The organism is Vicinamibacterales bacterium (assembly GCA_036012125.1).
Taxonomy (GTDB): Bacteria; Acidobacteriota; Vicinamibacteria; order Vicinamibacterales; family UBA823; genus UBA11600.
The window spans coordinates 241,934-265,707 of the sequence record DASCOS010000013.1 but is presented as its reverse complement, the minus strand read 5'-3'; the positions used below and the strand labels follow the sequence as shown (position 1 = coordinate 265,707).

The following is a 23,774-nucleotide window of genomic DNA, read 5'->3' as shown; positions in this document are numbered from 1 at the left end:
ACCGGGTTCGGTATCAGGCGGAGTTGGATTTGATCACGCTGTGAAAATGCAGCGAGGTGTTTGGCATACCGTGTCGTTCGTAAAATTGATGCGCGCCTTTACGGTGCAGCCCTGAGTCAAGGTGCACTTGTTCACATCCGGCTTCGCGTGCGAAGTCGTGCAGCCAACGAAGCAAGATCGCTCCGAATCCTTGGGATCGATGGGTGGCCCGCGTTACCAGATCGTCCACATATAGATAGCGTCCCCACGCTAGGTTGTAGCCGATTCGAAATCCCGCGACAGCGACAATTAACTCTTGGTTACGGACATAGGCCATTTGAAAATCATTAGCTTGTGTCTGTGCGCGCACCCTGGAGACAAATTCTTGCTCGTTGATGTGTGGTCGCAGTTCATACATGACCGGATGACAGGCAACGATCTCTCCATCTGATGTAGCTAGGTGAATGGTAGGTGTTGAAGACACACACTCCATTTTATCAATACTTGTAGAAGCCGTTGCCAGTTTTTCGGCCAAGAGTTCCGGCCTCGACCATTTGGCAAAGGAGAGGGCACGGCTGATACTTGTCGTTCCCAAATCCCTCGTGTAACACCCTCATAATGTCTAGGCACACATCGAGGCCGATGAGATCTGCAAGTGCCAGTGGACCCATTGGATGGTTCATGCCCACCTTCATTACGGTGTCGATGGCCTCTGCAGAGCCGACCCCCTCCATTAATGCATAAATGGCCTCATTGATCATCGGCATCAACACTCGGTTGGCGATAAAGCCAGGACGGTCAGCGGCTTCAACCGGGGTCTTGCCGATAATCTTGATCAATTCTATTGAGAGGCGGACTGTTTCAATAGAGGTCGCCTGCCCTCGAATGAGTTCAACAAGTGGCATTAGTGGAACAGGGTTCATGAAGTGCATGCCCAGGACGCAAGGTTGTCGAGTCGTGGCTGAAGCAATCGTGTTGATTGCAATAGCCGAAGTGTTTGAGGCCAAGATCACGTCTGGTGCAACAAGGGCATCGATGGCTCTGAACAGATCCCGTTTTGCAGTCACGTCTTCGACGATTGCTTCAATGACGTAATTAACGTCAGAAAGTGCGTCAAGGTCTGTTGTGGTGGTCAGCCGCAACCGCGCCAGTTCGGCATCCTTGGCGGTAAGTGTTTCTTTTGCGACCAGCTTCTCAATGCTTCGAGCGATGTTGCTAGTTGCTCGATCAAGTGCATTTGTCCGGACGTCCTGTAAGCAGACTTCGAAGCCTGCCTGCGCGAATACCTGGGCAATTCCGTGACCCATCGTGCCTGCGCCGACGACTCCGATTTTTTGTATGGGCAATTTGATCGACATGGTGCCTGAATTGTAACGAATACTAAGAGTTGCCAGGGCACTGATAGGGGTTGGTTAATCAGCTAACTCTCGCTCAACGGCGAGAGCGACGCCATTGCCCCCTCCGAGGCAGAGTGAGGCGATACCCCTTCGTACGTTTCTCAGCTTCATCGCGTAAAGCAGGGTCGTTAGGACACGGGCACCACTTGCGCCAATTGGGTGACCCAAGGCGATTGCACCACCATGAATGTTCACGCGATTTGGGTCGAGGTCCAACTCCCGGATGATTGCGATGCTTTGTACTGAGAAGGCCTCGTTAAGTTCGAATAGGTCAACGTCGGTGAGTGCCCAGCCGGCCTTCTTGGCAACCTTCCTCACGGCTTCGACTGGGCTCATCATAACTGAGAGCGGAGGCACTCCACTGACGCCCTGAGCCACGATTCTCGCCATGGGTTCCAAGTTGAGAGCGGTAGCGCCAGTGGCGGACATTACGACGACAGCAGCGGCACCATCGTTGACACCTGGAGCATTCCCTGCCGTGACTGTGCCCTCCTCAATAAACGCTGGTTTCAACTTTGCTAACGTAGAAGAAGACGCATCGTGCCTTATTGATTCATCAACGGTAAGCTTTGTCGACTCAGTATTCTTCCCTGTGAGGTCTACCGTAAGAATTTCATCAGTGAACCAGCCTTCCGATGTGGCGGCGGCAGCCTTCCGATGACTTTCAAGCGCATAGGCGTCCTGTTCTTCTCTGGTTATTCCATAACGCTTGCTGATTTCTTCTCCAGTGATGCCCATGTGGCAATTTTCCAACGCGCACCAAAGCCCGTCATGGATCATTGAATCCATAAGGGTGTGGTTTCCAAGTCGGACTCCTTCCCGCATGCGTTTGAGAAGGTAGGGCGTCTGGGTCATAGATTCCATGCCGCCTGCCACCACAACATCGGCGTCGCCCGTGGAGATGCCTTGTGAAGCGAGCATCACAGCTTTTAGGCCTGAACCACACACCTTATTGATTGTAAGGGCTGCGACAGAATCAGGTAATCCTGCCCCTAATGCGGCCTGACGCGCGGGATTCTGGCCTAATCCTGCCGAGATGACATTACCCAGGATGCATTCATCAACCTCGCTCATGTCGATTCCTGCTCGCTGCACGGCTTCGTGGATAGCGAGGGCACCGAGCTGCGGTGCGGAAAATCGCTTGAGCGAACCCAAGAACTTTCCCGTTGGGAGTCGGACAGCAGAGACGATGACGGAGTCGCGCAGTACACCTGTCATGAATCGTCCAAGTGTGATCTTGGGCTGGCAATGTTGTTATGGTGGCGTCGGGGGCGGCCCTCGACTGGTGCAGTGACGGTGAGATGGGTGACCCGTCGGTGGCCTAACATGGCTTGGAGTCGTCCAAGGATGACCGGTTTCGAGCGCTGTAACTCTTTACGCCAATGTTGTGAAGTGGTGCGTACTTCAAGGGTGCCTCCGGGCGTGAGGTTTATTTTCGTTGCACCGGAGATCGCGTTACCAACCGCTGCACGCCAAGCGAAAAGAACCTTCGCTGAGGAATGTGGCTGACAGTTCAGCAACTTGGCCAGCACGGCGGGCACGCAGCCCTGAAGGGGAGCCATCGAACGCATCATATGGAAGTTCCCTATGGTGATCGTATCATCTAGCCATGCGAATGCTACTTGCGTCTGCTTCGCCTAGGCGAGCGGAGCTCCTGGCCGCAGCTGGCTATGTTTTTTCGGTCAAACCTTGCACTGTTAACGAGACGCCCTTACCTGGAGAGATTCCAGCACTGTATGTTGCCAGGCTTGCCGCGGCTAAAGCTGACGCCGTGACGGACATTGCGAGTAACAACGTAATCCTGGGTGCGGACACGTGCGTGGTACTTGACGGTGACATTCTTGGAAAACCTATTGACGATGCAGATGCAGCCAGGATGTTAGGTAGGCTGTCGGGACGGAGTCACGAGGTCCTCACCGGGGTATCGATGCGATATGCCAATCAGCGTGTCGGGGCGGTCGACCGCACCGTGGTGCACGTGGCTCTCCTTCAACCGGCACAGGTCGCCTGGTATGTAGCTTCGGGGGAACCCCGAGACAAGGCAGGAGCCTATGCGATTCAGGGCCTAGCGGCGCGGTTCATCGACCGGATAGAGGGCTCATACTCGAATGTGGTCGGATTGCCCTTGGCGGTGGTCCGACGTCTGCTTGGTGAACTTGGATTTGACGGGGCCCAGATGTCGGAGAATCCATAAATCGGCCCAAAATGCTTCACTGAGCTGCGGTAGATGAGCAGGCCCGGACCCCTCAATTCATTGACGGTTCAGTCCCTTAAGGCTATTCTTTCGAGGAGAGCTTACGGCAATACTTACCGCGTTATGAGTCATAAAGCTATTCGCATCGGGATTACTTCGGTCGTGTTGGCCTTAGCCTTTAGTGGCTTGTTGTGGTCCACCCTCAGCGAGGGGACTGAGTACTATAAGCACGTGGATGAGGTGACCGGGGACCTGGCAGCTTGGCAGGATAAGAACCTTCAGGTGCATGGATTCGTTGTGAACGAATCCATTATGCGTCGACCGGATAGCCTCGATTACCGCTTTGAAATCGAGAACAATGGCGAGGTGATCAAAGCTGAGTACAGCGGCATTGTTCCTGATACGTTCAAGAGTGGTGCTGAAGTTGTGGTTAAAGGGCGCTTGGGAGTTGATGGATTTGTAGTGGCTCCCAATGGTGTAATGGCCAAGTGTCCATCGAAGTACGAGCCCAAGGCCGGATCAGTGCCGCCTGGCGCTAACGTTTCTGGCGGGCAATAGATTGGCCTAACGCCGCGCTATTATTTGGTTACCTCCTGAGCGGACTTAACGAGGACCCGTCTTTCTTACGTTCACTGGTCGATCGCAGACTCGATGGCTTCTCTCGGCTCATACCTCCTGTTAGCGGCATTTGTGGTTTGTGCGTACGCGGCGACAGCGTCTTTTGTCGGGGGGCGGCAACGTTCGGCGCGCCTCATTGAAAGTGGGATTGGGGCATTCTATTTATTGACCGCGTTAATGACGATGGCGTCTGCGGTCATGGTGCACGCCTTTGTTACTGAGAACTACTCAATTAAGTATGTCGATCGGTATTCGGATTCGGCTCAACCACTGTTTTATAAGCTGACCTCCTACTGGGGTGGCCTCGACGGGTCGATCATGTTCTGGGTCTTTTTACTGGCCGTTTTTGGATCGATTGCCGTTGCGACAAACCGCGAGCGACAGCGCGAGCTAATTCCCTATGTGGTGACGGTCATCTCCTGCGTACAGATGTTTTTCCTGTTGGTGATGGTGCTCAACAAGGACCCATTTACCACCTATTTAACTCAAGTCCCAGCCGATGGTCGTGGCCTCAACCCGCTTTTACAGAATCCATACATGGTGATTCACCCGCCGTCGCTCTACATCGGATTCGTTGGGATGACCATCCCATTTGCCTTTGGTATGTCGGCGTTAATCACGGGCCACCTAGATGATTCTTGGTTGCGTGCGGTTCGACGGTGGACCATGTTTTCTTGGATCTTCCTGTCGCTCGGCTTGACGCTCGGCATGATATGGGCGTACGAGGAGCTCGGTTGGGGAGGCTACTGGGGCTGGGACCCGGTTGAGAACGCTGGTTTACTTCCGTGGTTTACGGCGACGGCCTTTCTCCACTCGGTGATGGTACAAGAACGACGCAGCATGTTACGGGTATGGAACGTGACCCTCGTCATCATCACGTTTTTTTTGACGATTTTTGGTACTTTCATGACACGCTCCGGCGTGGTGCAATCGGTGCATGCGTTTGGTGAAGACTCCGAGCTCGCGATGATGTTTGGGGTCTTCATGGCGATCATTTTAATAGTTTGTTTTGGTTTAGTTATTTACCGGTTACCGCTCTTACGGGCTCGACACGAACTAGATTCATGGGCCTCTCGTGAAGCGGCATTCTTACTGAACAATTGGATTTTGCTGTTCTCCGCCGTGTTTATTCTCTTTGCCACAATGTTTCCGACGTTGAGTGAAGCAATTACGGGTGAACGGCTGACCGTTGGACCGCCATTCTTCAACAAATGGATGCTTCCGATTGGCTTAATGCTCCTTCTTTTGACTGGCGTTGGACCACTTTTAGCCTGGAGAAAATCGACGTTGTCCAACCTTGGTAATCAATTTCTTTGGCCGATAACGGCCGCGGTTGTGACTGGAGGGGTTCTCTACGCCTTAGGGTTCAGAGTGTGGGCATCCGGGGTGTGCTTCATGCTGTGTGCCTTTGTCCTGGGGACGATTGGGCAAGAATTTATCCGTGGCACGCGTGTTCGCCGGGACGCTACTGGTGCGGACGTGTTGACATCCGTAACTGGCCTCGTTGCGCGATCACATCGTCGGTATGGTGGATACATTATTCACGTCGGTATCGTGCTTATGTTTCTAGGCTTTGCAGGTGAAGGCTACAAGCTTGAAGAGCAGGTACTTCTCGCGCCGGGGCAACAAGTCGAGGTAGGGGCATTCGTTGTGCGGCACGAGGGGGTTAGTGTACGAGACGATGGTCAGAAGCAAATGGTTACGGGAAGCTTGCAGGTGTTCGAGGAGGGCGAAGAGATAGGGATGATGTATCCGGCCCGCTGGTTCTTCAGGAAACACGAGCAGGAGCCGACGACGGAAGTGGCTATCCATCGAAGCATTTCTGAGGATCTCTACATTGTGATGGCTGCCTTCGACATGCAGGACCAGTCGGCCAGCTTCCAGGTCACCGTTAATCCTCTAGTAAATTGGATTTGGTTCGGGTTCGGCATCATGGCGCTGGGCACAGTTATTGCCCTACTGCCTGAGCAAGCATTTTCGTTTGCGGCATCGAAAATTCCTATGGGTGCGGCGACGACATCGTTACTGCTTTTTGTGTTGGTGGCATCAGCCCCCTTACATGCACAGCATATTGAATCAGCCCAGACAGTACCGACAGTGCCCCGCAGTGCCGCCGAACGGGAGTTGTACCATGAGATCGTTTGCATGTGCGGCACGTGCGGGCGAAAACTTGTTGGTGAATGTACTTGTGGAACCGCGGCTATGATGCGGGATGAAATTTCGCTGTTGATCGATCAGGGCAAGACAAAAGAGGATGTTTTTCAACACTTCATCACCATGTACGGCAGTCAAGAGCCTCTCGCGATGCCATTGGACCAAGGGTTTAATCGCCTAGCCTGGCTGTTTCCGTATCTACTCGGCCTTTCCGGCGTAGTTGGCGTTGGAACAGTTGCCTTACGGTGGTCGATGCGTGAGGCTACTGATGCACCACTACCTGCTGGCATCTTGAACGACGGTGATGCGCAGTTAATAGCGCGTCTGGACGATGAACTCCGAGACCTCGACTAATCGCTCTACCTTCCGTCCCTGGCACTTCTTCGTTCTCGGTGCGCTACTTGCGGCGACCGCGGCCGTTTTACGGTCGTCCAATGCGACTCCAGAAGCAACCATCCTGGTGAGTCTTGCGATTGGCGCAGCAGCTCTTTGCGGCTTAGCCTTTTTGCGAACCCTGTGGCCACTTGTGGACGTAGATTTTGAAATGGAATCGAGTGCTGTGAGCAATCGGACGCGGATTGCGGTCGAACGCGAGAAGCAGCTTGTGCTTCGTTCGATTAAAGAGCTTGAGTTTGACCGCGCAATGGGCAAGGTGGCTGAAGACGATTTTCAGGAGATGACGAATAGACTTCGGGCTCGGGCGATCAGCTTTATGCGCCAACTTGATTCCGATACCCCTGGTTATAGCGAATCAATCGAACGGGAATTGCAATCTCGATTAGCGGCGCACTCTGCATCGGCCGGGCCTCTCGAGCAGCCCCTTGAAGCAGTTGGTGGTGAATATAGTTGCGAGGTGTGTGCCACGGTCAATGACGCTGATGCGAGATTCTGTAAATATTGCGGAGCATCGTTGTGATTGGCCTTGGCGTGCGGTGGGTCACGGCAATTACCGCGGTAATGATTCTTGGGTCTCCGATGATTGCGCATTCGCAGATTCCGATGCCGGACCCATCAGAGATGTCTGGTCTGCCTTTACCTTCAAGCGAACTACCAAACGCTTCTGTAAGCGTTCGTCTGATTCGAAGCCAACTTTCAAACAATATTACTGATCATCCTGTTGAACTTCATAGTGATGCAGTCTTGCTTACCGTCTTCACCGATGAGTTCGGACGCGCCTTGTTTGAGGATCTTGAGGCCGGAAGTAATGTTTCAGTCTCTGCGCAAGTGGGAGACGAGATACTCGATTCCCGCACTTTCGCCGTTCCGGCCTTTGGAGGTGTTCGAGTGATGCTTGTTGCCGAGGCTTCAATGCCGTCTGTGGCGGCCACCGTGCCAAGTAATCCAGGAGTGATTAGCCTTGGTGGTGATACCCGGTTTGTGGTGGAGATGGCAGACGAGGCTGTGGAGGTCTACTACCTACTTGAAGCTGTTAATACAACTGATGCTCCCGTGGCACCAGTGGTTCCGGTGGACTTCGACTTACCATTTGGTGCACAGGGGGCGGTCCTACTGGAAGGTACTACCCCACAAGCTCGGCTCGATGGTCGCAGGGTCTCGGTAGTCGGCTCCTTTCAGCCTGGTCGGACCCTCGTCAATGTAGCTTATGTTCTTCCATATACTGGGAGTGACCTAGTAATCGAACAGACGATGCCGGTGGCAGTCGACCAGATAGCGATAGTTGCTGAGAAGCATGGTGACATGCAATTGAGGTCGCCACAGATCACCCAGAGTCGGGAAATGAATGCTAGGGTTGGTACGTTTATGGTCGGTGGTGGACCCAGGCTAGCAGCTAATGAAACCTTTTCAATCTCCTTACTCGGTCTTCCACACCATAGCGTGATTCCCCTGAGAGTGGCCTTGGTGTTGGTCGGCTTATTGGTAATGTGGTGTCTGTGGAAATCGACGAGACCGATGACCGTCATGAATGATGCGTCACTACGTCAGAAATTAGAGGCCCGACGTGACCGGTTATACGATGATCTGGTGCAAGTTGAAACTACTTATCGGATTGGAACGTTAGCCGATGGACCGTACACGCTTCGACGCAAGACAATCTTTGGGCAGTTGGAACGCCTATATCAGCGGCTAGAGCCTAATGCGCTTGAGATGCCGCGCGGCAGAGCTGGGCTACCTGGTTAACAGGCACTTCGATTGAAGAAAGTTGATGGCGTCCTCACTTCATCCAATTTCAACAACTCAAGAATCTTTAAGATTTGATCGAGTGGCGTTTGTCGACGTCTCAAAGTATTTTGGCCGACGTCGAGCGTTAGCGCATGTTTCGCTTGAATGTGGCACCGGTGAAATTCTTGGATTCCTCGGCGGGAATGGGGCTGGCAAATCAACACTGCTAGCCCTTGCTGGGACGATACTCGACCCTTCCAGTGGGGAAATTCGATATGGTGGCGGATTGGCGCGGGAGCTAGGTCCAGCTCTTCGCGGGAATATTGGGCTCCTTAGTCATGATTTTCAGCTCTACCCAGAATTGACCGCCAGAGAAAACCTTGAATTTTTTGCCGCTCTTTATGGACTTGACCAAGTTGGGGACCGTTCGCATGAAGCGCTGCGAAATGCTGGGCTATCGTCTCGAGGTGATGATTTTGTCGGGGGGTTCTCTCGAGGCATGAGGCAACGTGTCGCCCTTGAGCGCACTCTGCTGCATGAACCACAGTTGGTGCTTCTCGATGAGCCATTTTCAGGACTTGACGAAAGTTCCTCGTCTGCGCTGGTCGAGCGACTTCAAGCCCTCAAGAGTGAGGGGCGAATTGTTTTTCTCGCGACTCATGATTTCGAGGTTGCAGAACTAGTCTTGGACCGAGCGATGCTACTGCGGGCTGGCCGATTGCTTCCATTATCCCGCGCCGGTGAATCCCTACGTGCGCAATATCGAGATTCGATGCAGAGAGAACTTACGCCCAGGAGACTGGAATGAAGCGGTTCTTCACGGTCGCTCTCCTGATTATGCGAAAAGACCTGCGAGTTGAGACGCGTAGCCGGGAGTTATTTCTGACGACTTTATTCTTCTCTGTGTCGACTGTGCTCGTGTTTGCCTTTGGTTTTGTACGCGATGGTCGCCCGGTCGAGAATGCGGTAGCAGGGATTCTCTGGATTGCCATTGCTTTCGCCGGAACGCTCGCCCTGGGTCGCACCTTTGAACGAGAACGTTATCATGACGTTTTGAAGGCGCTCTTGCTGGCACCAGTTGATCGTCCCGCGATTTATGTAGGCAAGTTGCTTAGCATACTGGCTTTGTTGGCAGCGGTTGAAGTGGTGGTTGTTCCTCTGGTCGCACTTCTGTTTCAGGCGCCGCTTTTTCGCCAGCCGATTCTTACTTTTTTACTTTTTTCACTGGGCACTCTAGGGTTTTGTGCAGTCGGGACACTGTTCGGTGCAATGCTCGTTCGCGCACGGAGTCGGGATGTGTTGCTGCCGGTCTTGTTGTATCCGATTACAATTCCGGTCATTATTGCTGGCGTTCGGGGGACCGCTGTGCTCTTACAGCCCGAAGTAGACGTGGCGATGGTACGTGCCTGGATCGGGATGTTGGTATTTTTCGACGTGGTGTTCATTACGCTTTCGTTATGGACCTTTGAGCCGGTCATGACAGAATGAATTGGCCCACGGGATGATGCATCGAATATTTTCAGCGGTGATCGTTTTGGCAACGATAGTTTTCGTATGTGCACCAGTTTTTATTGCCTGGGCACCGTATGAATCCACAATGGGTCTTGTTCAGAAGATCTTTTACTTTCATCTCCCCTCATGGGCGGCGATGTTTGTGGCGGCATTTGTTTGTGGTATTGCCAGCGCGGTGTTTCTGTGTAGAGAACGGCTCATCTCTGACCGAATTGCGGTTGCCTCAGCTGAGTTGGTGGTGGTGTTCGGCCTGATTGGTCTCGTGAGTGGTCCTCTTTGGGCCCGCAAAGCATGGGGCGTGTGGTGGCAGTGGGACGCGCGACTCACCATGGCCCTCGTGCTCTGGATGATTTTTATCGCCTATCTACTACTGCGGGAGTACGGGGGTCCAGGTTCTGAGAAGTTAGCCGCGGGCGTTGCGATATTCGGAATGGCCAATGTGCCGTTTGTTTACTGGTCAGTGAATGTTTGGCGGACTATTCACCCAACAACAAACGTGGTTCCAACTTTAGTGTCCGGGATGCGCGGACCGTTATGGTGGAGCCTGGTCGGTTTTCTACTGCTCTACGGTTTGGCGATGATGGCCCGGGTTCGTCTAGAAACACAGCGAGCAACGTTAGATCGAATCTATCGGGACTTAAATGATTAGCAATGGCACTCTCTGTTGGTTGAAAGGGGATGTTGTGAAGGTAACTGTCAGGCGACTCGCCGTGCTGTGCTTGTTGCTGAGTCTATGTATCGGAGTGATCGAAACCTCAGCCGAAGAATTCCAAGCACAATCGATGCAGCCCTCCCAACAAGACGAGTTTGTGCCAATAGACCAGCTGGATGCTGAGGATCAGCTACCGGCAGCGCCTCTTCTCGTGGCGGCTTACGCCTTTGCTTGGGTCGCGATGTTTATCTATTTGTGGTCGATTTGGCGACGGTTGGCACGCGTTGAGCGCGAACTTGCTAGTTTAGCTAATCGAACAACTGACCGGTAACGATTAGCACGACTTTTCATCCAGTGATTTATGGATGGTATGACGTCTGGACATTTCATCTTTATTCCTTCGGTCTTGCTTCTCGGCCTCGTGATTGGTTGGTTTCTTGGTTCGCGTGTAGCACGCGATGCCTACGCTGCCGAGTTAAGGCGGCGAGAGGAACGGACCGCGCGAAGAGCCGGAGGCAACGAGCCAGTCAGCGACCGATAGCGAGCCGCGTTGCGAGTTGTTCGGGCAGGCCAGCGTTAAGGATCTTTTGCTGTGCCGCTGAAATAGGGTAGCTGACTCGCTTGAAGACGAACTCGTTTTCCGCTTCTGAATCAAGTGTGGCATAGGCAGCCCTGGAATCGCCGTCCCGAGGCTGGCCAACCGAGCCTGGATTCAAAAGATATCGAAGACCAGGAATAATCTTGATAGGGTTTTGGCTAGGTGTTTTAGTAGGGGTCTCTCCAAAATCTTGGCTCGCAATACGGAGGTTCCCCCCGTTGTGCTCGAGAGCTACTGGTAGGTGGGTGTGTCCAAATAAGCAAATCTGATGTTTCGATACCTGTAGTGCGAGGATTGCGTCACGCTCATTGGTGAGATAGTGGTCTTCGTCAAAAGGCGTCCCGTGACAGACTTCGATCTCTCTATTTACTACAACGGGTCCCTTTGGAAGCTTGGCCAATCGCGCGCGATTGATAGTCGTCAAAGTCTTCCGGGTCCACCGGATGGCATCCGCAGCTAAGCCGTTGAACCCTTCCGTGCTCCCTAGGTCTGAGGCCACCCTATCGTGATTTCCTCGGATCATCACGGTTGGTTTTAAGTCGAAGATTCGATCGATGACCTCATTCGGATTCGCACCATAACCCACGAGGTCGCCCAGCACGAGCACGCTATCGAATGAAGCCGAAGGCGCTGCCTCAAGAACTGCGTCTAACGCTTCGAGGTTCCCGTGGATATCGCTCAAAATCAGGAACCGCATTAGGAGCCGAGCCAATCTATTACTCGATCGACCAACTCCCCAACGGGTGCTCCGGCCCCATCGAGTCGAAGGTGTGCCTGAGCGTAGGAGGATTGGCGTAGGGCGTACAGTTGTTCCAATTGGGCACGATTGCTGGCGAGAGGCCGTCGCTTGTCCTGCGAGAGCCTTGTAATAATCTGTGCTAACGGGATGTCGACCCAAATTGAAGCGCCGTTGCTGTTGATCGCCATTTGGTTATCAGGATCAACGAATGTGCCACCGCCGGTTGCGATAACGGTGTGAGTGAGCGGCAGTATTTCTGTGAGGACTGCGCGTTCTATTGTGCGAAAGTAAGATTCTCCGTGCTGGGAAAAGATTTCACTAACTGTCATGTGTTCCCGCGCTTCGATCTGGTCATCGATATCTTCAACTTGCCATTTTAGGCGTTCGGCAAGCTCGCGGGCCAAACTCGATTTCCCAGTTGCCATGAAACCAACAAGATAGATTTTTTCTGTGCGCATTGGAATCGAGGTATTGTTCGTAATCCGTTAATGATTTGACGCTCTATTCTCTAAGGGAGTTGAGGGTCTCAAAGAATGTAGGATACGACACGCCCACAGCGTCTGCGCCAAGAATAGTCGATGGCCCGCTGGCGCCGAGCGCTGCTATGGCGAAAGCCATAACTAGGCGATGGTCAGCTTCGGGGTCAACAGTGCCTCCTGTAAGAGTGCAATCACCCGTCACTGTCAGTCCGTCACTTTGCTCACTGATGTTGGCGCCCAGTGCGCGTAGTCCTTTGACGAGTGCCGTAATCCGGTCACTTTCCTTATTTCTCAATTCGCTGGCACCAGTCACAATTAATCCTCCACCACGATGAGTTGCGAGGGCAGCAAGAAGTGGCAATTCATCGATAAGACTAGGGACCTCGACAGGGCTAATAACGATCGGTTGCAACGTCCGATGGGCAACGGTCAGTCGGCCGTTAGGTTCACAGTTCGTTTCAGAACGAACTTCAGAAATGACCTTGGCGCCCGCACGTTGGAGCACCTCTAGTAGGGCCGTTCGACTTGGGTTTAAGCCAACATCGGCGATTTCAATTTCTGATCCTGGAAGACCTGCTGCGGCGACGGCCCAGGCAGCAGCTGAGGAGAAGTCACCTGGAACCCTGACATTCCGAGCGCGAGGGGTTGTATTTCCCGTGACACTGACCGCGAGCCCAGCTCTGGTTACCTCGACACCAAAGAGTGTCAGTGCACGTTCGGTGTGATCTCGGGTCAGAGTGGGTTCACGGACAGTGGTCTGTCCGGTTGCCTTGAGTCCGGCAAGTAAGAGGGCGCTTTTGACCTGGGCGCTCGGCACTGTGGGGTTCCATGCGACACCCTGTAACTGGCCACCAAGTATTGTCACTGGAGGACAATTGGATTCAGCCTGTATATCTGCTCCCATGGCACGCAGTGGGTCTATCACTTTTCCCATCGGACGTCGGCAGAGAGACAAGTCTCCAGTGATTGTGCTTTTGAACGGCTGCGCAGCCAGTATGCCAGCCAATAATCGCAGTGTGGTGCCAGAATTGCCTGCGTTAAGGTCTTCACTAGTTTCACTTAAGCCGCTGAGTCCGCGTCCCTCAATTTGGACATTAGAATCATCGTCGTCGGAGCCTCTCTGGTGAAGGATCTTTACGCCGAGGGAGCGCAGACATTCTAGTGTCGACAAACAATCGGCGCCTGGAGCATACCGAGTGACAGTGGTACGGCCGGTTGCCAAGGCGCCGATCAGTGCATAGCGATGCGAAATTGATTTGTCGCCCGGACAAGTGACGAGACCGCTGAGCCGAGTGGCTGGTTCAACAATAACCGAGCTGGAGGTTGGGCTCTCCATGTACGAACTATAACATTCCGCCTCTTAACTTCCGTCGCTGTTCCCTGAATCGAGGGGAGTTGTCGAAGGCACTCTCCATCGAGGGCATGATAGGTATTTACGGTCTTGACCGACCTTGAATGACTATATAATTCCTCTACCTGTTTAGACACTCCGGTAGTTTCTGCATCATAAATTCGCCATGTCCATCCCACCAGCGTTCTTAGCCACGGCTACCGAGGCCGTCCTTCGGGCTGGTGAAATTCAATTGAGCTATTTTGGCCGAGGTGTTCGGGTAAAGAAGAAAGGCGTTATTGATTTAGTTACTGAGGCAGACCTGGCGGTAGAGGAAATGTTCCGAGATTTAATCAATTCTCGTTTTCCCAGTCATTTGGTATTAGCTGAGGAGCAATATAAAGGAGATGCGATTAAAGACAGTCAAGAGTTCCGATGGATCTTTGATCCGATTGATGGCACAACTAATTTTGCTCACGACCTACCAATTTATTGCTCATCCCTCGCACTTGAGGCGGCTGGTCGACTTGAAGTAGCGGCTGTCTATGACCCAACCCGGAGAGAACTCTTTACGGCGGAACGCGGTGGTGGAGCCTTTCTTAATGGAATTCCACTGAAGGTATCAACGTCAGAGCAGTTAGTAGATTCGGTGTTAAGTACCGGATTTCCCTATGACGTCCATGACACGATCGACGATGTAGTCGGCCTGTTCGCCAAATTTACGGGACAGGTCCGCGCGGTACGTCGATTGGGTTCGGCTGCTCTCGATTTATGCTACGTAGCTGCTGGTAGACTAGATGGTTTTTGGGAGCAGCGGCTACAGGCATGGGACATCGCTGCTGGGGCGTTGCTTGTTGAGGAAGCCGGTGGGCGGATTTCAGCGCTGTCAGGAGGGAAGTTCAACGTTCACGCTGGCGAAGTTCTGGCTTCGAACGGACTGATTCATGATGCGATGGTTGCAGTGATTAAGGACCATACTGAGGCGTTAGATTAATGGAACGGTTCATCGTTTGGACGCAGGGCCTCGCGATGACACTTGGGGGTCCAGGATTATTCGCCCTTGCTTTCCTGGACTCGTCCTTCTTTTCACTTCCTGAAATTACTGACGTTCTTGTTATCTGGATGGTGACTCAGCACGAGTCATTAATGGTCTATTACGTGGCGATGACCACTATTGGCTCTGTTGCTGGATGTTTTCTAGTATACGCGGCCGGTTACAGGGGTGGAGAGGCAGTCCTTCGTAACTGGTTCTCTGCTGACAAAATTGATCGGGCTTTTACAAAATTCCATCGTCACGGGATGTTGGCGTTGTTTGTGTCAGCGCTTCTTCCACCGCCTGCACCTTTTAAAATATTTGTACTAATGAGTGGCGTTGCTCGAATTCCCTGGTCAGGCTTTCTCACCGTAGTGGGCATCGGAAGAGGACTCAGGTATTTTATTGCCGGGATCCTCGCCGTACGCTATGGCGATCAAGCAATCGACTTTTTGCGCCATTTTGGCAAGCCGGTGTTTTCATTGCTCTTACTTGTCCTCCTGGTGATTGGGGTCGGTTACATTTTATGGCGTCGCCATAGTGCCCGGCTGTCGCGAACCTGATACAGGTTTTACTTGCAGGTTTTCTTCATCGCTCTCAAGTCTAAGCTGTCTAACTGAGCACCTTCTTGAATACAGCGACCGCTTTCTGCATCTCTTCCATTGTACCGAGGGAAATACGCGAATAGGTATTACTCGGCGAAGGAAAATCTCGGCCCACTAAAACGTCAAGCGCAAAGCATGCTTCCCGAAAAGCCTCCGGCGATTGATTAACATCAACCCAGACAAAGTTTGTCTGGGAATCAGTTACGCGGCAGCCCATTTCCCTGAAGGCGCTCAGGGTAAACTCTCGCACCTTGTGATTCTCTGAGATCTCCCATTCAATACGGTCTGAATCTCTCAGTGACACTAGGGCGGCAGCTGCGCTAAGAACAGTTACGCTACCAAAGCGGGCGACAGTTCGCATGCGTTCTAGCGTGTCAGCGTGACCGATTGCATATCCAACCCGCAGGCCCGCCATTGCATGGATCTTTGAGAATGTCCGGGTGATCATGACATTTGGATTCGTCAAAGCTAATGTTAGGGCAGTAGAGATGGCGCGATCCTTGGCGAATTCGATATAAGCTTCATCAATCAGAATCGCGGTGTCCGGCGAAGCTTCCACAACTCGCTCGACGAACTCTCGAATAGCCCTTTGCGAGTGACCCACGCCGGTCGGATTATTTGGATTACAGAGATACACCAAACCGGCCCCTTGCGCAGCCTCGGCCATTTCGTCTAGGTTCAGTTGCCACGTGTCACTAACGGAGATGGTCTTTACGGGTAGATCGAGGGCTTCACAGGTTCGGATCGGTGTCTCGTAAGATGGATGGCCAATAACTAGTGGTCGAGAGGGTGTCACGAACGCACGAACCGCCCCGACGAGCACTTCCCCGGAGCCAGTGCTAAGTAGGACTTGATCCGAAAAACAACAATGGAAAGTCGAGTTTACTTGAGCTTCTTCCCGTGCGGCGATCGCTTCGGTTAGAACACCTACGTTTTCTGGATATCGGCCAAGTCCCTTTGTAATTCGCTCATTCAGAACGTTAAGGACGGCTTCGCTGGGCCCGCGAGGACTCGTATTGGAACTGAGATTAATAAAACCTGCATCGTAGAGACGGTTTGTCGGTTGAGCTATACCGACCGACTCATTATTTGCTGCTGTTAGAGAACGACCTGCAATGGATAAACCAAGGCCGCTGAGCCCTACGGCGCGAACGAAATTGCGGCGTGAAATTGACATAGTGCTCTTCCTTATAAAAATGGTGCCGGGTCAATTCGCCTTGAGTCTGCTCCATGCAAGGCCTGGGCGATCAACATGAAATCGGACAAGGCGTCGATGTTCTACCTCGGTCACGTAGACGGTCTGACCATCTAGCCCACCGAGACAAAGGTTGCTCGGACGACTTCCTAAGACGTCAATTTCCCGAAGAATCTCACCGCGAGGTGACACTTTTAGAACAGTCCCAGTGCCGTAACGGGTGATGAAAAGGTTGCCATCCACGTCGCTTCGCATGCCATCTAGTCCATGCTCCGAAAATCGCATAAAGATCTGCTTTTCAGAAAGTGAGCCATCGGCGTTGATCCTGAAAGACCAAATCAGTCGTTGTTCGCTTTCCCCCACATAGAGCGTCTTGCCGTCTGGACTGACTTCAATACCGTTCGTTGTTCCCATATCAACAGCCAAGCGGGTAGTGCGTCCATCTAAACCGATTCTCCAGAGCTGACCGGTGCTGTGTGACCAATTCGGGTCGCTCGCATACAAAGTGCCATCTGGCCCGACGGCCAGATCGTTTGGCTGATTCATTCGGTCATCGTGAGAAAATATTCTTAGTGTTCGGGTTTCTCCCGACACGGTCAGAATGTTGTGGCCGGTATAATCGGCCACGAACATTACCTTGCCTGGTCCAAAACGGATGCCATTTCCGACGCTCCCTGAAGGGAGCTCGACATACACTTCACCTTCGCCATTTGCATCGATCCTTCCAATTGTGCCTTGATGGTGGAAATTGACCGCATAGACGTTACCGTTCACATCACAGGCTGGCCCTTCGATGCCGTCAGTGAAAGCCCCTATTGCTGTTACAGGATCTGCAACAAATAGGGGCGTTTGGCCCATTGCAGCGTGTAATAGGAAGGAGCTTAGGACGAAGCTTCCAACTAAACAGATACGTGATGCGCTATTCATAGATGTTTCTGCGCCTGCGGACTTCCTCTTCAGTAACGGCGTTTGCACTGTTCCCAAAACTCCTACGAATATAGGTCAGGACTTCCGCAATTTCTTGGTCGGTAAGGAAACTGTGCTGTGGCATGGCGTTGTTATAGGTTTTGCCATTCACCAGAGCGCCCCCTTCCATCCCATCCAGAATGAGACCGATGAGACGTGTTTTATCTCCCATTACCCAGTCGGTCTTTGCAACCGGCGGGAAGCGGGCGCCATCTCCTTCGCCATTCGACTGATGGCAGGTGCTGCAATAGGACTCGTAGGTGAGAGCGCCTCCGGTGAGGACAGTGGTTTGAAGATTGTCACCAATGGGATCGGGAGTGCGGACATGGCTCAACTCTTTGCGGGCTTCCATTTCTGCTAATTGATGGTCCCCAAACGAAGCCTTGTCGCCTGTAAATTGAATCCGCCAGATAGCTCCATGCTCGGTTTCACTCACATACAGCGAACCATCAGGTCCTATGGCAATCCCCGTCGGTCGAAACACGGCATCCCCAGCCTCCACGATGGGATCTACTCGGGCAAAGCCGTCAGCAAATATTTCTGTAGGACCACTGGGCTGCCCGTCCGAAAAAGGAACGAAACCGACGATGTAGCCAGATTGGGGATAGGGCGCACGATTCGTGGAGCCGTGGAAGGCGATAAAAGCACCGTTTTGATAACGTTCCGGAAACTGATTTCCCCGATAAAAGACGATGTCATTGGGCGCCCAATGGCCAGGAAAACCTCTTATGGGCAGGTTGTACTCACTGCATCTGCCAATGATCTGACCGTCGCCACCATATTCAGGAGCCAGCACTTTCTTGTCCTGGAGCTGATCGTAATAACAATAGGGCCACCCAAAGTCTGCACCTTCCGTTACCCGAAGAAATTCTTCTGCTGGTAAGAGGGCGCTTTCCCAGCCACCAAAATGGTTAGAGAACATTCGAACTAAGTCGTCGCGCCCGTGCATGACAGTATAGAGATTGCCATCTGCGGAATTCCAATCCATTCCAACCAGACTCCGAATACCAGTGGCGAACGGGACGCCATCCTCTTGGCTTTGATTTGGTGTGTCAGCATCAAATCGCCACACGCCGCCGTAGGTGTCGAGCTGGTGACAGGGATCCACGCCAGGTTGGCCCGGTGTTCTCTTGGGATCCTGGCACGCATTGGAAGGCGCGCCAAAGGGCACGAAGATATGTCCCTCATTGTCAAAAGCGATCGGCTTGCCCACATGTTCGCGTTCAGGCGGTTCATTTGGGTCTATAACGATTTCCTCTAGGTCGCTCTCCGGTGTTATCTCGCCAGGGCTCAGTTTTTGGCGGTAAACGATTTTTTGTGAACTGAAATACAAATAGCCATTATGAATTCGCATGGCTGTCCCATAGCGACCATACATAGGATATTTTCCGAAATACCTGACGTCATCAATGTGCCCATCTCCATCCGTATCTCGGAGTACCGCGTTGCCATGTCCTTTATAAGCTTCGCGCAGCTTGACGTACACATCACCATTACTGTCTACGGCGATATGCCGAGCTTGACCGTCGAGCCGGTTGACAAGAGCCTGGCCTTCAAAGCCCTCGGGTAGAAAAAGCCCTCCATGGTTTTCCAGGTCAAGACGGACTTCTTGGGCTGCGCCCTCGCCAGGGTTCGGCAGCAGACTCAACAATAAACTGAGCAATAAGGTCTTAGTAGCGCGAAAGTGCTCTCTTTGGGCAATGGGTCCAATCAATTGGCTATGCATCGTCTTTTTGGGGCCGATGGATCTTACCGCGATTGTATGTTCTCTTATGCAATCTCGCTTCCGGATTCTTGCTCGGAGGAAGATATTCATTGAGACCGATCGAGACATGATTATTCACGGAGCCTATGGGACGATGTGTTCGACTTATGTTATTACCTATCGCGCCAGTCGACGAGGCCTTGTCAAAGAGCATAACCTCAATGTTCACAATAGTTTGAATTGACTGATGATTCTGCAGCGCCTATAATCAGGCCGGATTTTCATGGCCCAGGATCTATCAGTTGTAATTCCGGTGCACAACGAAGCGCCGAACATTGACCAGCTTTATCGAGAATTGCACCAAATTCTTTCCTCATCTGGTCACGACTACGAGTTGGTGTTTGTGGACGACGGAAGTAATGACGCTACACTCGATCAGTTGAAGAAGCTTCGGGCGACTGATTCCCGCATTAAGATCATTCGGTTCCGTCGAAACTTTGGTCAGACAGCTGCGTTCGCTGCGGGATTTGCTTATGCAACCGGTGCGGTCATCGTCACGATGGATGGTGATTTACAGAATGATCCTGCAGATATCCCGAGGCTGATTGCTCGGTTAGAGGATGGATACGACGTAGTCTGTGGCTGGCGTCGGTCGAGGCGCGATGCTTGGCTCACTCGGCGGTTGCCGTCCATGGTTGCAAACTGGTTGATATCTTGGGCCACGGGCGTTCGCCTACACGATTATGGTTGTTCGCTGAAGGTGTTTCGTTCCGAGGTGGTGAAGGCGTTGAAGCTCTACGGTGAGATGCATCGGTTTATCCCAGTGTTGGCGAGTGAGCTCGGTGTCAGAATTCATGAAACTGTTGTTAATCACCGACCCCGCCTCTGGGGGCGATCGAAATACGGTCTTTCGCGCAGTGTGAGGGTTGTTCTAGATCTGATCACAGTTAAGTTTCTTGTAAGTTACTCGACGCGTCCCTTACAAATATTTGGGCTACTCGGGTTGCTAATGGGAGGGCTGGGTTTGTCGGTGACCTCCTGGCTAGTGTATGTGAAGATCTTTGGTAATCAAGACATTGGCGATCGTCCACTTTTGCTATTCGGAATTCTGCTTATATTTACCGGTGTTCAGTTCGGGACACTTGGCCTGCTGGCGGAGTTACAGGCTCGAACCTATCGCGAGTCGCAGGACAAGCCTACCTATGCCATACGGGAAATCATCGATTGACACGGCTATTGTCGGTCACTTTCGCTCCATTCGGCGGAATTAGCCTCCGATGTCAAGAATTACGATTGTTACCTCCCACCCGACCCTGAGCCAGGGTGGCCATCTTGTCATTACGCAGGCACTCGAACGAGCGCTGCGCGAGGCTGGTCACGAAGCAGCGATCCTCTACACACCAGAGGCTCGCTTTGGAGCGCTAGCATCAGCCTATTGGACGACTTGGCGTGCGGACGTGTGCCAAGTGCATTCCGGTCGCCCTGTTGATCAGGTAATTAGCCTACGGTTTCCCAGTTATGCGGTTCGACACGTTCAGCACTCTTGCTGGCTTAATCATCGCATGCGTGAGTACTATGACCGCTGGGAACCATTTAAGCGCTCTCTTTCTTATCGGAATGTGATCAAGGAAAGCGTTCGTCGCCAAGTAATGCACGCATGCGATGGCTATCTACTGACTCGGCAGGTTGATCGCATGTTCGCGCAGTCCAAAACAATTCAGGGACGGCTCGCCAAGTGGGGAGGAGTGTCGTCCAAGGTATTGTATCCACCACCTCCTCAGCGGCAGTATCGCTCTGATGGTTATGAGAACTATCTATTCGTAGTGTCACGACTTACGCCGCTAAAGCGGATTGGATTAATTCTTGAGTCCTTGAATCAGCCTGAGACAGCAGGAGTACGCTGTCTAATTGCCGGCGATGGTGAAGAGCGAGACGCACTGCAAATGCGGATCGAGCAATTACACATGACCGATCGCGTGAAACTTCTTGGGCGGCTTTCTGAGACGGAATTACTTGGCCACTTATCACGTTGTCGCGCGGTCTGCTTTCCACCCCTAGCAGAGGATTATGGATTCGTTACTGTTGAGGCGTTCGCCTCCAGGAAAGCAATAATTACCTGTTTCGACAGCGGCGGTCCAGCTGAGTTGGTTGAGCATGGTGTGAACGGACTCGTGTGTTCTCCAACGGCGGCGGCGTTGGCGGTTGGTATCCGAACCCTGATGGATGATAGGAATCTTGCGGAGCGGTACGGTTCGGCCGGTTACGATGTTGCCAAGGCACTTAACTGGGAAGAGGTGGTGGCCCGCCTAGTTGTTTCATAGGTTTGATTAATGTCGAAGTGTTCGTGAAGGTAATGCTCTATTGACGGTAGCCATGCCCAGCAGTCAGCGCCTTTGGAGGTTTACGTGCGAGCAGTCGTGCAGCGGGTGACTTCTGCGCGGGTCGCGGTGGACGGCCTGATCATCGGAGAGATTGGTCTAGGCTTGCTGGTGCTTCTTGGAGCAGCTTGTTCGGACGACCAGGATGACGTGGACTATGTTGTTAGAAAATTTCTCGGTCTTCGTATATTTCAAAACAGTGACGGAAAGATGGACCTGTCGGTTGATGAGGTCGATGGTGCTGTGATGGTGGTGTCGCAGTTCACTCTTTATGGAGATGTTCGGAAGGGCCGGCGGCCCTCGTTCGACGAAGCTGCGCCGCCAGAAAGCGCTCGACCACTCTATGATTCCGTGATTGAGGGCATCCGTGACGCTGGTGTTAAGGTCGCTACTGGTGAATTTGGCGCAATGATGGATGTCAGTTTAGTGAATAACGGTCCGGTAACTCTTCTTTTGGACAGTGCAAAGCAATTTTGAGAAGTTCCTGTATGCCCGCAAAGAGACTCCTAGTGCTGGCCTTGTGTGGCGAAGGAGTGCTTGTACTGGTTGCTTGTTCGTGGACGTGGATTGCTGATTTGCCTTTGGTGTTTAGCACTATAAGTATCGGTGCTGCCTTAGGTTTCGGTATTCTGACCGCGGCCGGATTCAGCTTACTCAACTACTACCTTCTCCGGTTGGCGCCAGAAGTTCGTGGTGTTTGTAGCCTTAGGCAAATTCACCGAGAGGTGTTTTGCCCACTGTTTGCACGTGTCGGTGTTATAGAGATTGCAGGTATTAGCTTAGCTGCAGGATTGGGTGAGGAGTTGTTGTTTCGAGGCGTCTTGCAGCCAGAGCTTGGTTTGATTCCAGCCAGCTTACTGTTCGGTGTATTACACATAGGCGGTGGCCGCCAGATAGCCTTTGGCGTATGGGCGGCAATATGTGGAGGCGGCCTGGGCATACTCGCTCAGGCAACGGGTGGCTGGTTCGCACCTACTGTGGCGCACGTGCTGTACGATGCCGCGGCACTAACCTATATTCGCTGGAGCCCTAGGGAGCACCAGCAGACCATTCCAGGTTAGATCAGAGTCTCTATCCTTTCCCAAGGACAGTAAATGACACTTGACTTATTTAAGGGGCATGCTTACGGCAACGATTTTCTTTTGACCTTAGGTTCTTCTGTTGACAAAGGAGTTCGGAGAGCATGGGCGAAGTTGCTGTGCGATAGACACAGCGGTGTTGGCGCCGACGGCATTATCTTCTACGCTCCGACAATAGCCGGTGCACAGATGGTTCTCCTGAATGCAGACGGTAGTGATTCGGAGGTGTCGGGAAACGGCTTAAGGTGTCTAGCAGCCTTGGTCGCCTGTGGTGGTCTAGCAGGAGGTGACTGGGTCCCCTCGCCAGAGGTTGGAAGGAAGATGGTTATCGATACAGATGCGGGACCGAAAGCGGTTACGCTTCAAGAGGTGGTTGACGGTCGCTTGGTGTTTGAAGCGGAAATGGGACCTCCCAAGGATGTGCGACAGGAGCGTCTGTATGTTGCGGGCGAACTTCACGAAGTCGTGGTGCTCAATGTTGGTAATCCGCAGTGCGTTGTTCTTATGCAACTTCCTGAACGGAGTAAGTTTTTGAAACTAGGCGCGTCATTATCGTTGCACGACATGTTTCCAGAAGGCACCAATGTTGAACTGGCGGAGGTTCTATCGCCGAACCAGGTAAGGATTTTGATTTGGGAACGAGGCGTCGGTCCCACCCTGGCATCTGGAACGGGGGCGTGTGCAGCTACGGTCGCTGCAGCAACTTTTGGGGGCGCTGGTCGTGATTTAGAGATAGAAGCTCCCGGTGGTACTCAGCGAGTTGTTTGGAATGAGGACGGACTCACGCTAACCGGTTGGGCTGAACTGGTATGGTCCGGCCAATGGCTTGGGCAAGGACCCTAGTAACACGCTAAGGGATATTTGGCTATTTTTTGTCAAGCCTAGAAGTCTGACCATCCTCTTGGCGTGTAGTACGATGATGGGAATGGTTGAGCGTGGCGTCCTCTCAGGAACGAGCGAGTAGGTCTTCGGGTACTCGGCTTAAGGGCCGGGGCGGCGCTATAGTGAGCTTTGGTGGATCGTGGCTTGGTCCATGATTC

The 23,774-nt window shown here is 52.6% G+C and carries 26 protein-coding genes; 17 read left to right on the top strand and 9 right to left on the bottom strand.

Going from position 1 to position 23,774, the window contains the following annotated elements:
* Window positions 1–13 precede the first annotated feature (13 nt).
* From QGH09_06400 to QGH09_06390, 3 genes are read right to left on the bottom strand one after another with little or no spacing between them, the layout of a single operon-like run.
* The gene (locus tag QGH09_06400) at window positions 14–463 is read right to left on the bottom strand and encodes a GNAT family N-acetyltransferase (protein ID HJO17811.1); all 450 of its coding nucleotides are present in this window, start codon (window positions 461–463) and stop codon (window positions 14–16) included.
* 13 nt (window positions 464–476) lie between these two features.
* Window positions 477–1,337, bottom strand: a complete 861-nt coding sequence (locus QGH09_06395; protein HJO17810.1) for a 3-hydroxyacyl-CoA dehydrogenase NAD-binding domain-containing protein — start codon at window positions 1,335–1,337, stop codon at window positions 477–479.
* Between the two features lie 54 nt (window positions 1,338–1,391).
* Complete coding sequence (locus QGH09_06390) at window positions 1,392–2,594, bottom strand: acetyl-CoA C-acetyltransferase (protein HJO17809.1); 1,203 nt, start codon at window positions 2,592–2,594, stop codon at window positions 1,392–1,394.
* A 391-nt stretch (window positions 2,595–2,985) separates the two neighbouring features.
* Between QGH09_06390 and QGH09_06385 the strand changes: the two genes are divergently transcribed.
* The 10 genes from QGH09_06385 (at window position 2,986) to QGH09_06340 (ending at window position 11,168) form a co-directional block, all read left to right on the top strand.
* Window positions 2,986–3,570, top strand: coding sequence for a Maf family protein (locus QGH09_06385; protein HJO17808.1), 585 nt, complete (start codon window positions 2,986–2,988; stop codon window positions 3,568–3,570).
* A gap of 123 nt (window positions 3,571–3,693) precedes the next feature.
* A complete protein-coding gene (locus tag QGH09_06380) occupies window positions 3,694–4,128 on the top strand; it encodes a cytochrome c maturation protein CcmE (protein ID HJO17807.1) in 435 nt (144 codons plus the stop codon).
* Between the two features lie 93 nt (window positions 4,129–4,221).
* A complete protein-coding gene (locus QGH09_06375; protein ID HJO17806.1) occupies window positions 4,222–6,696 on the top strand; it encodes a cytochrome c-type biogenesis CcmF C-terminal domain-containing protein in 2,475 nt (824 codons plus the stop codon).
* Entirely contained in the window at window positions 6,674–7,258 is a 585-nt protein-coding gene (locus QGH09_06370; GenBank protein ID HJO17805.1) for a zinc ribbon domain-containing protein, read from the top strand. The genes QGH09_06375 and QGH09_06370 overlap by 23 nt, the downstream gene beginning before the upstream one ends.
* Window positions 7,255–8,481, top strand: coding sequence for a hypothetical protein (locus QGH09_06365; protein HJO17804.1), 1,227 nt, complete (start codon window positions 7,255–7,257; stop codon window positions 8,479–8,481). The genes QGH09_06370 and QGH09_06365 overlap by 4 nt, the downstream gene beginning before the upstream one ends.
* 25 nt (window positions 8,482–8,506) lie before the next feature.
* Window positions 8,507–9,271, top strand: a complete 765-nt coding sequence (locus tag QGH09_06360; GenBank protein HJO17803.1) for an ABC transporter ATP-binding protein — start codon at window positions 8,507–8,509, stop codon at window positions 9,269–9,271.
* Entirely contained in the window at window positions 9,268–9,951 is a 684-nt protein-coding gene (locus QGH09_06355) for a heme exporter protein CcmB (GenBank protein ID HJO17802.1), read from the top strand. Before QGH09_06360 ends, QGH09_06355 begins: the two co-directional genes overlap by 4 nt.
* 13 nt (window positions 9,952–9,964) lie before the next feature.
* The gene (gene ccsA, locus QGH09_06350; GenBank protein HJO17801.1) at window positions 9,965–10,624 is read left to right on the top strand and encodes a cytochrome c biogenesis protein CcsA; all 660 of its coding nucleotides are present in this window, start codon (window positions 9,965–9,967) and stop codon (window positions 10,622–10,624) included.
* Window positions 10,617–10,958, top strand: a complete 342-nt coding sequence (locus tag QGH09_06345) for a CcmD family protein (GenBank protein ID HJO17800.1) — start codon at window positions 10,617–10,619, stop codon at window positions 10,956–10,958. Before ccsA ends, QGH09_06345 begins: the two co-directional genes overlap by 8 nt.
* Window positions 10,959–10,997: 39 nt before the next feature.
* Window positions 10,998–11,168, top strand: a complete 171-nt coding sequence (locus QGH09_06340) for a hypothetical protein (GenBank protein HJO17799.1) — start codon at window positions 10,998–11,000, stop codon at window positions 11,166–11,168.
* Here QGH09_06340 and QGH09_06335 read toward each other — a convergent pair.
* The 3 genes from QGH09_06335 to aroA are packed head-to-tail and all read right to left on the bottom strand — an operon-like array spanning window position 11,155 to window position 13,779.
* Window positions 11,155–11,937, bottom strand: a complete 783-nt coding sequence (locus QGH09_06335; protein ID HJO17798.1) for a metallophosphoesterase family protein — start codon at window positions 11,935–11,937, stop codon at window positions 11,155–11,157. The genes QGH09_06340 and QGH09_06335 overlap by 14 nt on opposite strands.
* Complete coding sequence (locus QGH09_06330; protein HJO17797.1) at window positions 11,922–12,422, bottom strand: shikimate kinase; 501 nt, start codon at window positions 12,420–12,422, stop codon at window positions 11,922–11,924. Before QGH09_06330 ends, QGH09_06335 begins: the two co-directional genes overlap by 16 nt.
* 43 nt (window positions 12,423–12,465) lie before the next feature.
* Entirely contained in the window at window positions 12,466–13,779 is a 1,314-nt protein-coding gene (aroA, locus tag QGH09_06325) for a 3-phosphoshikimate 1-carboxyvinyltransferase (GenBank protein ID HJO17796.1), read from the bottom strand.
* A 181-nt stretch (window positions 13,780–13,960) separates the two neighbouring features.
* Between aroA and QGH09_06320 the strand changes: the two genes are divergently transcribed.
* Together QGH09_06320 and QGH09_06315 are read left to right on the top strand one after the other, a co-directional pair.
* Window positions 13,961–14,767 carry an inositol monophosphatase family protein gene (locus QGH09_06320; protein ID HJO17795.1) on the top strand — a complete coding sequence of 269 codons (807 nt, stop codon included), beginning with the start codon at window positions 13,961–13,963 and terminating at the stop codon, window positions 14,765–14,767.
* Window positions 14,767–15,369 (top strand): VTT domain-containing protein, encoded by a 603-nt coding sequence (locus QGH09_06315; protein ID HJO17794.1) that lies wholly within the window; start codon window positions 14,767–14,769, stop codon window positions 15,367–15,369. Before QGH09_06320 ends, QGH09_06315 begins: the two co-directional genes overlap by 1 nt.
* Before the next feature lie 49 nt (window positions 15,370–15,418).
* Here the strand turns inward: QGH09_06315 and QGH09_06310 are convergent, their stop codons facing one another.
* Genes QGH09_06310 through QGH09_06300 form a run of 3 tightly spaced genes read right to left on the bottom strand, consistent with a single transcriptional unit; the run spans window position 15,419 to window position 19,298 of the window.
* Window positions 15,419–16,588 carry a histidinol-phosphate transaminase gene (locus QGH09_06310; protein HJO17793.1) on the bottom strand — a complete coding sequence of 390 codons (1,170 nt, stop codon included), beginning with the start codon at window positions 16,586–16,588 and terminating at the stop codon, window positions 15,419–15,421.
* A 30-nt stretch (window positions 16,589–16,618) separates the two neighbouring features.
* On the bottom strand, window positions 16,619–17,533 hold the full coding sequence (locus QGH09_06305; protein ID HJO17792.1) for an SMP-30/gluconolactonase/LRE family protein: 915 nt from the start codon (window positions 17,531–17,533) through the stop codon (window positions 16,619–16,621).
* Window positions 17,526–19,298, bottom strand: a complete 1,773-nt coding sequence (locus tag QGH09_06300; protein HJO17791.1) for a PQQ-dependent sugar dehydrogenase — start codon at window positions 19,296–19,298, stop codon at window positions 17,526–17,528. The genes QGH09_06305 and QGH09_06300 overlap by 8 nt, the downstream gene beginning before the upstream one ends.
* Before the next feature lie 262 nt (window positions 19,299–19,560).
* On the opposite strand from QGH09_06300, the gene QGH09_06295 reads away from it, so the two are divergent.
* From QGH09_06295 to dapF, 5 genes are all read left to right on the top strand, one after another.
* Complete coding sequence (locus tag QGH09_06295; protein ID HJO17790.1) at window positions 19,561–20,505, top strand: glycosyltransferase family 2 protein; 945 nt, start codon at window positions 19,561–19,563, stop codon at window positions 20,503–20,505.
* Between the two features lie 49 nt (window positions 20,506–20,554).
* Window positions 20,555–21,598: a glycosyltransferase gene (locus QGH09_06290; protein HJO17789.1), complete on the top strand. Its 1,044-nt coding sequence runs from the start codon at window positions 20,555–20,557 to the stop codon at window positions 21,596–21,598.
* Between the two features lie 84 nt (window positions 21,599–21,682).
* Entirely contained in the window at window positions 21,683–22,132 is a 450-nt protein-coding gene (dtd, locus tag QGH09_06285; GenBank protein HJO17788.1) for a D-aminoacyl-tRNA deacylase, read from the top strand.
* An 11-nt stretch (window positions 22,133–22,143) separates the two neighbouring features.
* On the top strand, window positions 22,144–22,716 hold the full coding sequence (locus QGH09_06280) for a CPBP family intramembrane glutamic endopeptidase (GenBank protein ID HJO17787.1): 573 nt from the start codon (window positions 22,144–22,146) through the stop codon (window positions 22,714–22,716).
* A 33-nt stretch (window positions 22,717–22,749) separates the two neighbouring features.
* Window positions 22,750–23,577, top strand: a complete 828-nt coding sequence (gene dapF / locus QGH09_06275) for a diaminopimelate epimerase (GenBank protein ID HJO17786.1) — start codon at window positions 22,750–22,752, stop codon at window positions 23,575–23,577.
* The last annotated feature ends 197 nt before the right edge of the window (window positions 23,578–23,774 follow it).

Coding starts and splice junctions, on each gene's coding strand:
- QGH09_06395 (HJO17810.1), bottom strand. CDS start 1,337: ATGTCGATCAAATTGCCCATACAAAAAATCGGAGTCGTCGGCGCAGGC.
- QGH09_06390 (HJO17809.1), bottom strand. CDS start 2,594: ATGACAGGTGTACTGCGCGACTCCGTCATCGTCTCTGCTGTCCGACTC.
- QGH09_06385 (HJO17808.1), top strand. CDS start 2,986: ATGCGAATGCTACTTGCGTCTGCTTCGCCTAGGCGAGCGGAGCTCCTG.
- QGH09_06380 (HJO17807.1), top strand. CDS start 3,694: ATGAGTCATAAAGCTATTCGCATCGGGATTACTTCGGTCGTGTTGGCC.
- QGH09_06375 (HJO17806.1), top strand. CDS start 4,222: ATGGCTTCTCTCGGCTCATACCTCCTGTTAGCGGCATTTGTGGTTTGT.
- QGH09_06370 (HJO17805.1), top strand. CDS start 6,674: ATGAACTCCGAGACCTCGACTAATCGCTCTACCTTCCGTCCCTGGCAC.
- QGH09_06360 (HJO17803.1), top strand. CDS start 8,507: ATGGCGTCCTCACTTCATCCAATTTCAACAACTCAAGAATCTTTAAGA.
- QGH09_06355 (HJO17802.1), top strand. CDS start 9,268: ATGAAGCGGTTCTTCACGGTCGCTCTCCTGATTATGCGAAAAGACCTG.
- ccsA (HJO17801.1), top strand. CDS start 9,965: ATGATGCATCGAATATTTTCAGCGGTGATCGTTTTGGCAACGATAGTT.
- QGH09_06345 (HJO17800.1), top strand. CDS start 10,617: ATGATTAGCAATGGCACTCTCTGTTGGTTGAAAGGGGATGTTGTGAAG.
- QGH09_06340 (HJO17799.1), top strand. CDS start 10,998: ATGACGTCTGGACATTTCATCTTTATTCCTTCGGTCTTGCTTCTCGGC.
- QGH09_06330 (HJO17797.1), bottom strand. CDS start 12,422: ATGCGCACAGAAAAAATCTATCTTGTTGGTTTCATGGCAACTGGGAAA.
- aroA (HJO17796.1), bottom strand. CDS start 13,779: ATGGAGAGCCCAACCTCCAGCTCGGTTATTGTTGAACCAGCCACTCGG.
- QGH09_06320 (HJO17795.1), top strand. CDS start 13,961: ATGTCCATCCCACCAGCGTTCTTAGCCACGGCTACCGAGGCCGTCCTT.
- QGH09_06315 (HJO17794.1), top strand. CDS start 14,767: ATGGAACGGTTCATCGTTTGGACGCAGGGCCTCGCGATGACACTTGGG.
- QGH09_06310 (HJO17793.1), bottom strand. CDS start 16,588: ATGTCAATTTCACGCCGCAATTTCGTTCGCGCCGTAGGGCTCAGCGGC.
- QGH09_06305 (HJO17792.1), bottom strand. CDS start 17,533: ATGAATAGCGCATCACGTATCTGTTTAGTTGGAAGCTTCGTCCTAAGC.
- QGH09_06300 (HJO17791.1), bottom strand. CDS start 19,298: ATGCATAGCCAATTGATTGGACCCATTGCCCAAAGAGAGCACTTTCGC.
- QGH09_06295 (HJO17790.1), top strand. CDS start 19,561: ATGGCCCAGGATCTATCAGTTGTAATTCCGGTGCACAACGAAGCGCCG.
- QGH09_06290 (HJO17789.1), top strand. CDS start 20,555: ATGTCAAGAATTACGATTGTTACCTCCCACCCGACCCTGAGCCAGGGT.
- QGH09_06280 (HJO17787.1), top strand. CDS start 22,144: ATGCCCGCAAAGAGACTCCTAGTGCTGGCCTTGTGTGGCGAAGGAGTG.
- dapF (HJO17786.1), top strand. CDS start 22,750: ATGACACTTGACTTATTTAAGGGGCATGCTTACGGCAACGATTTTCTT.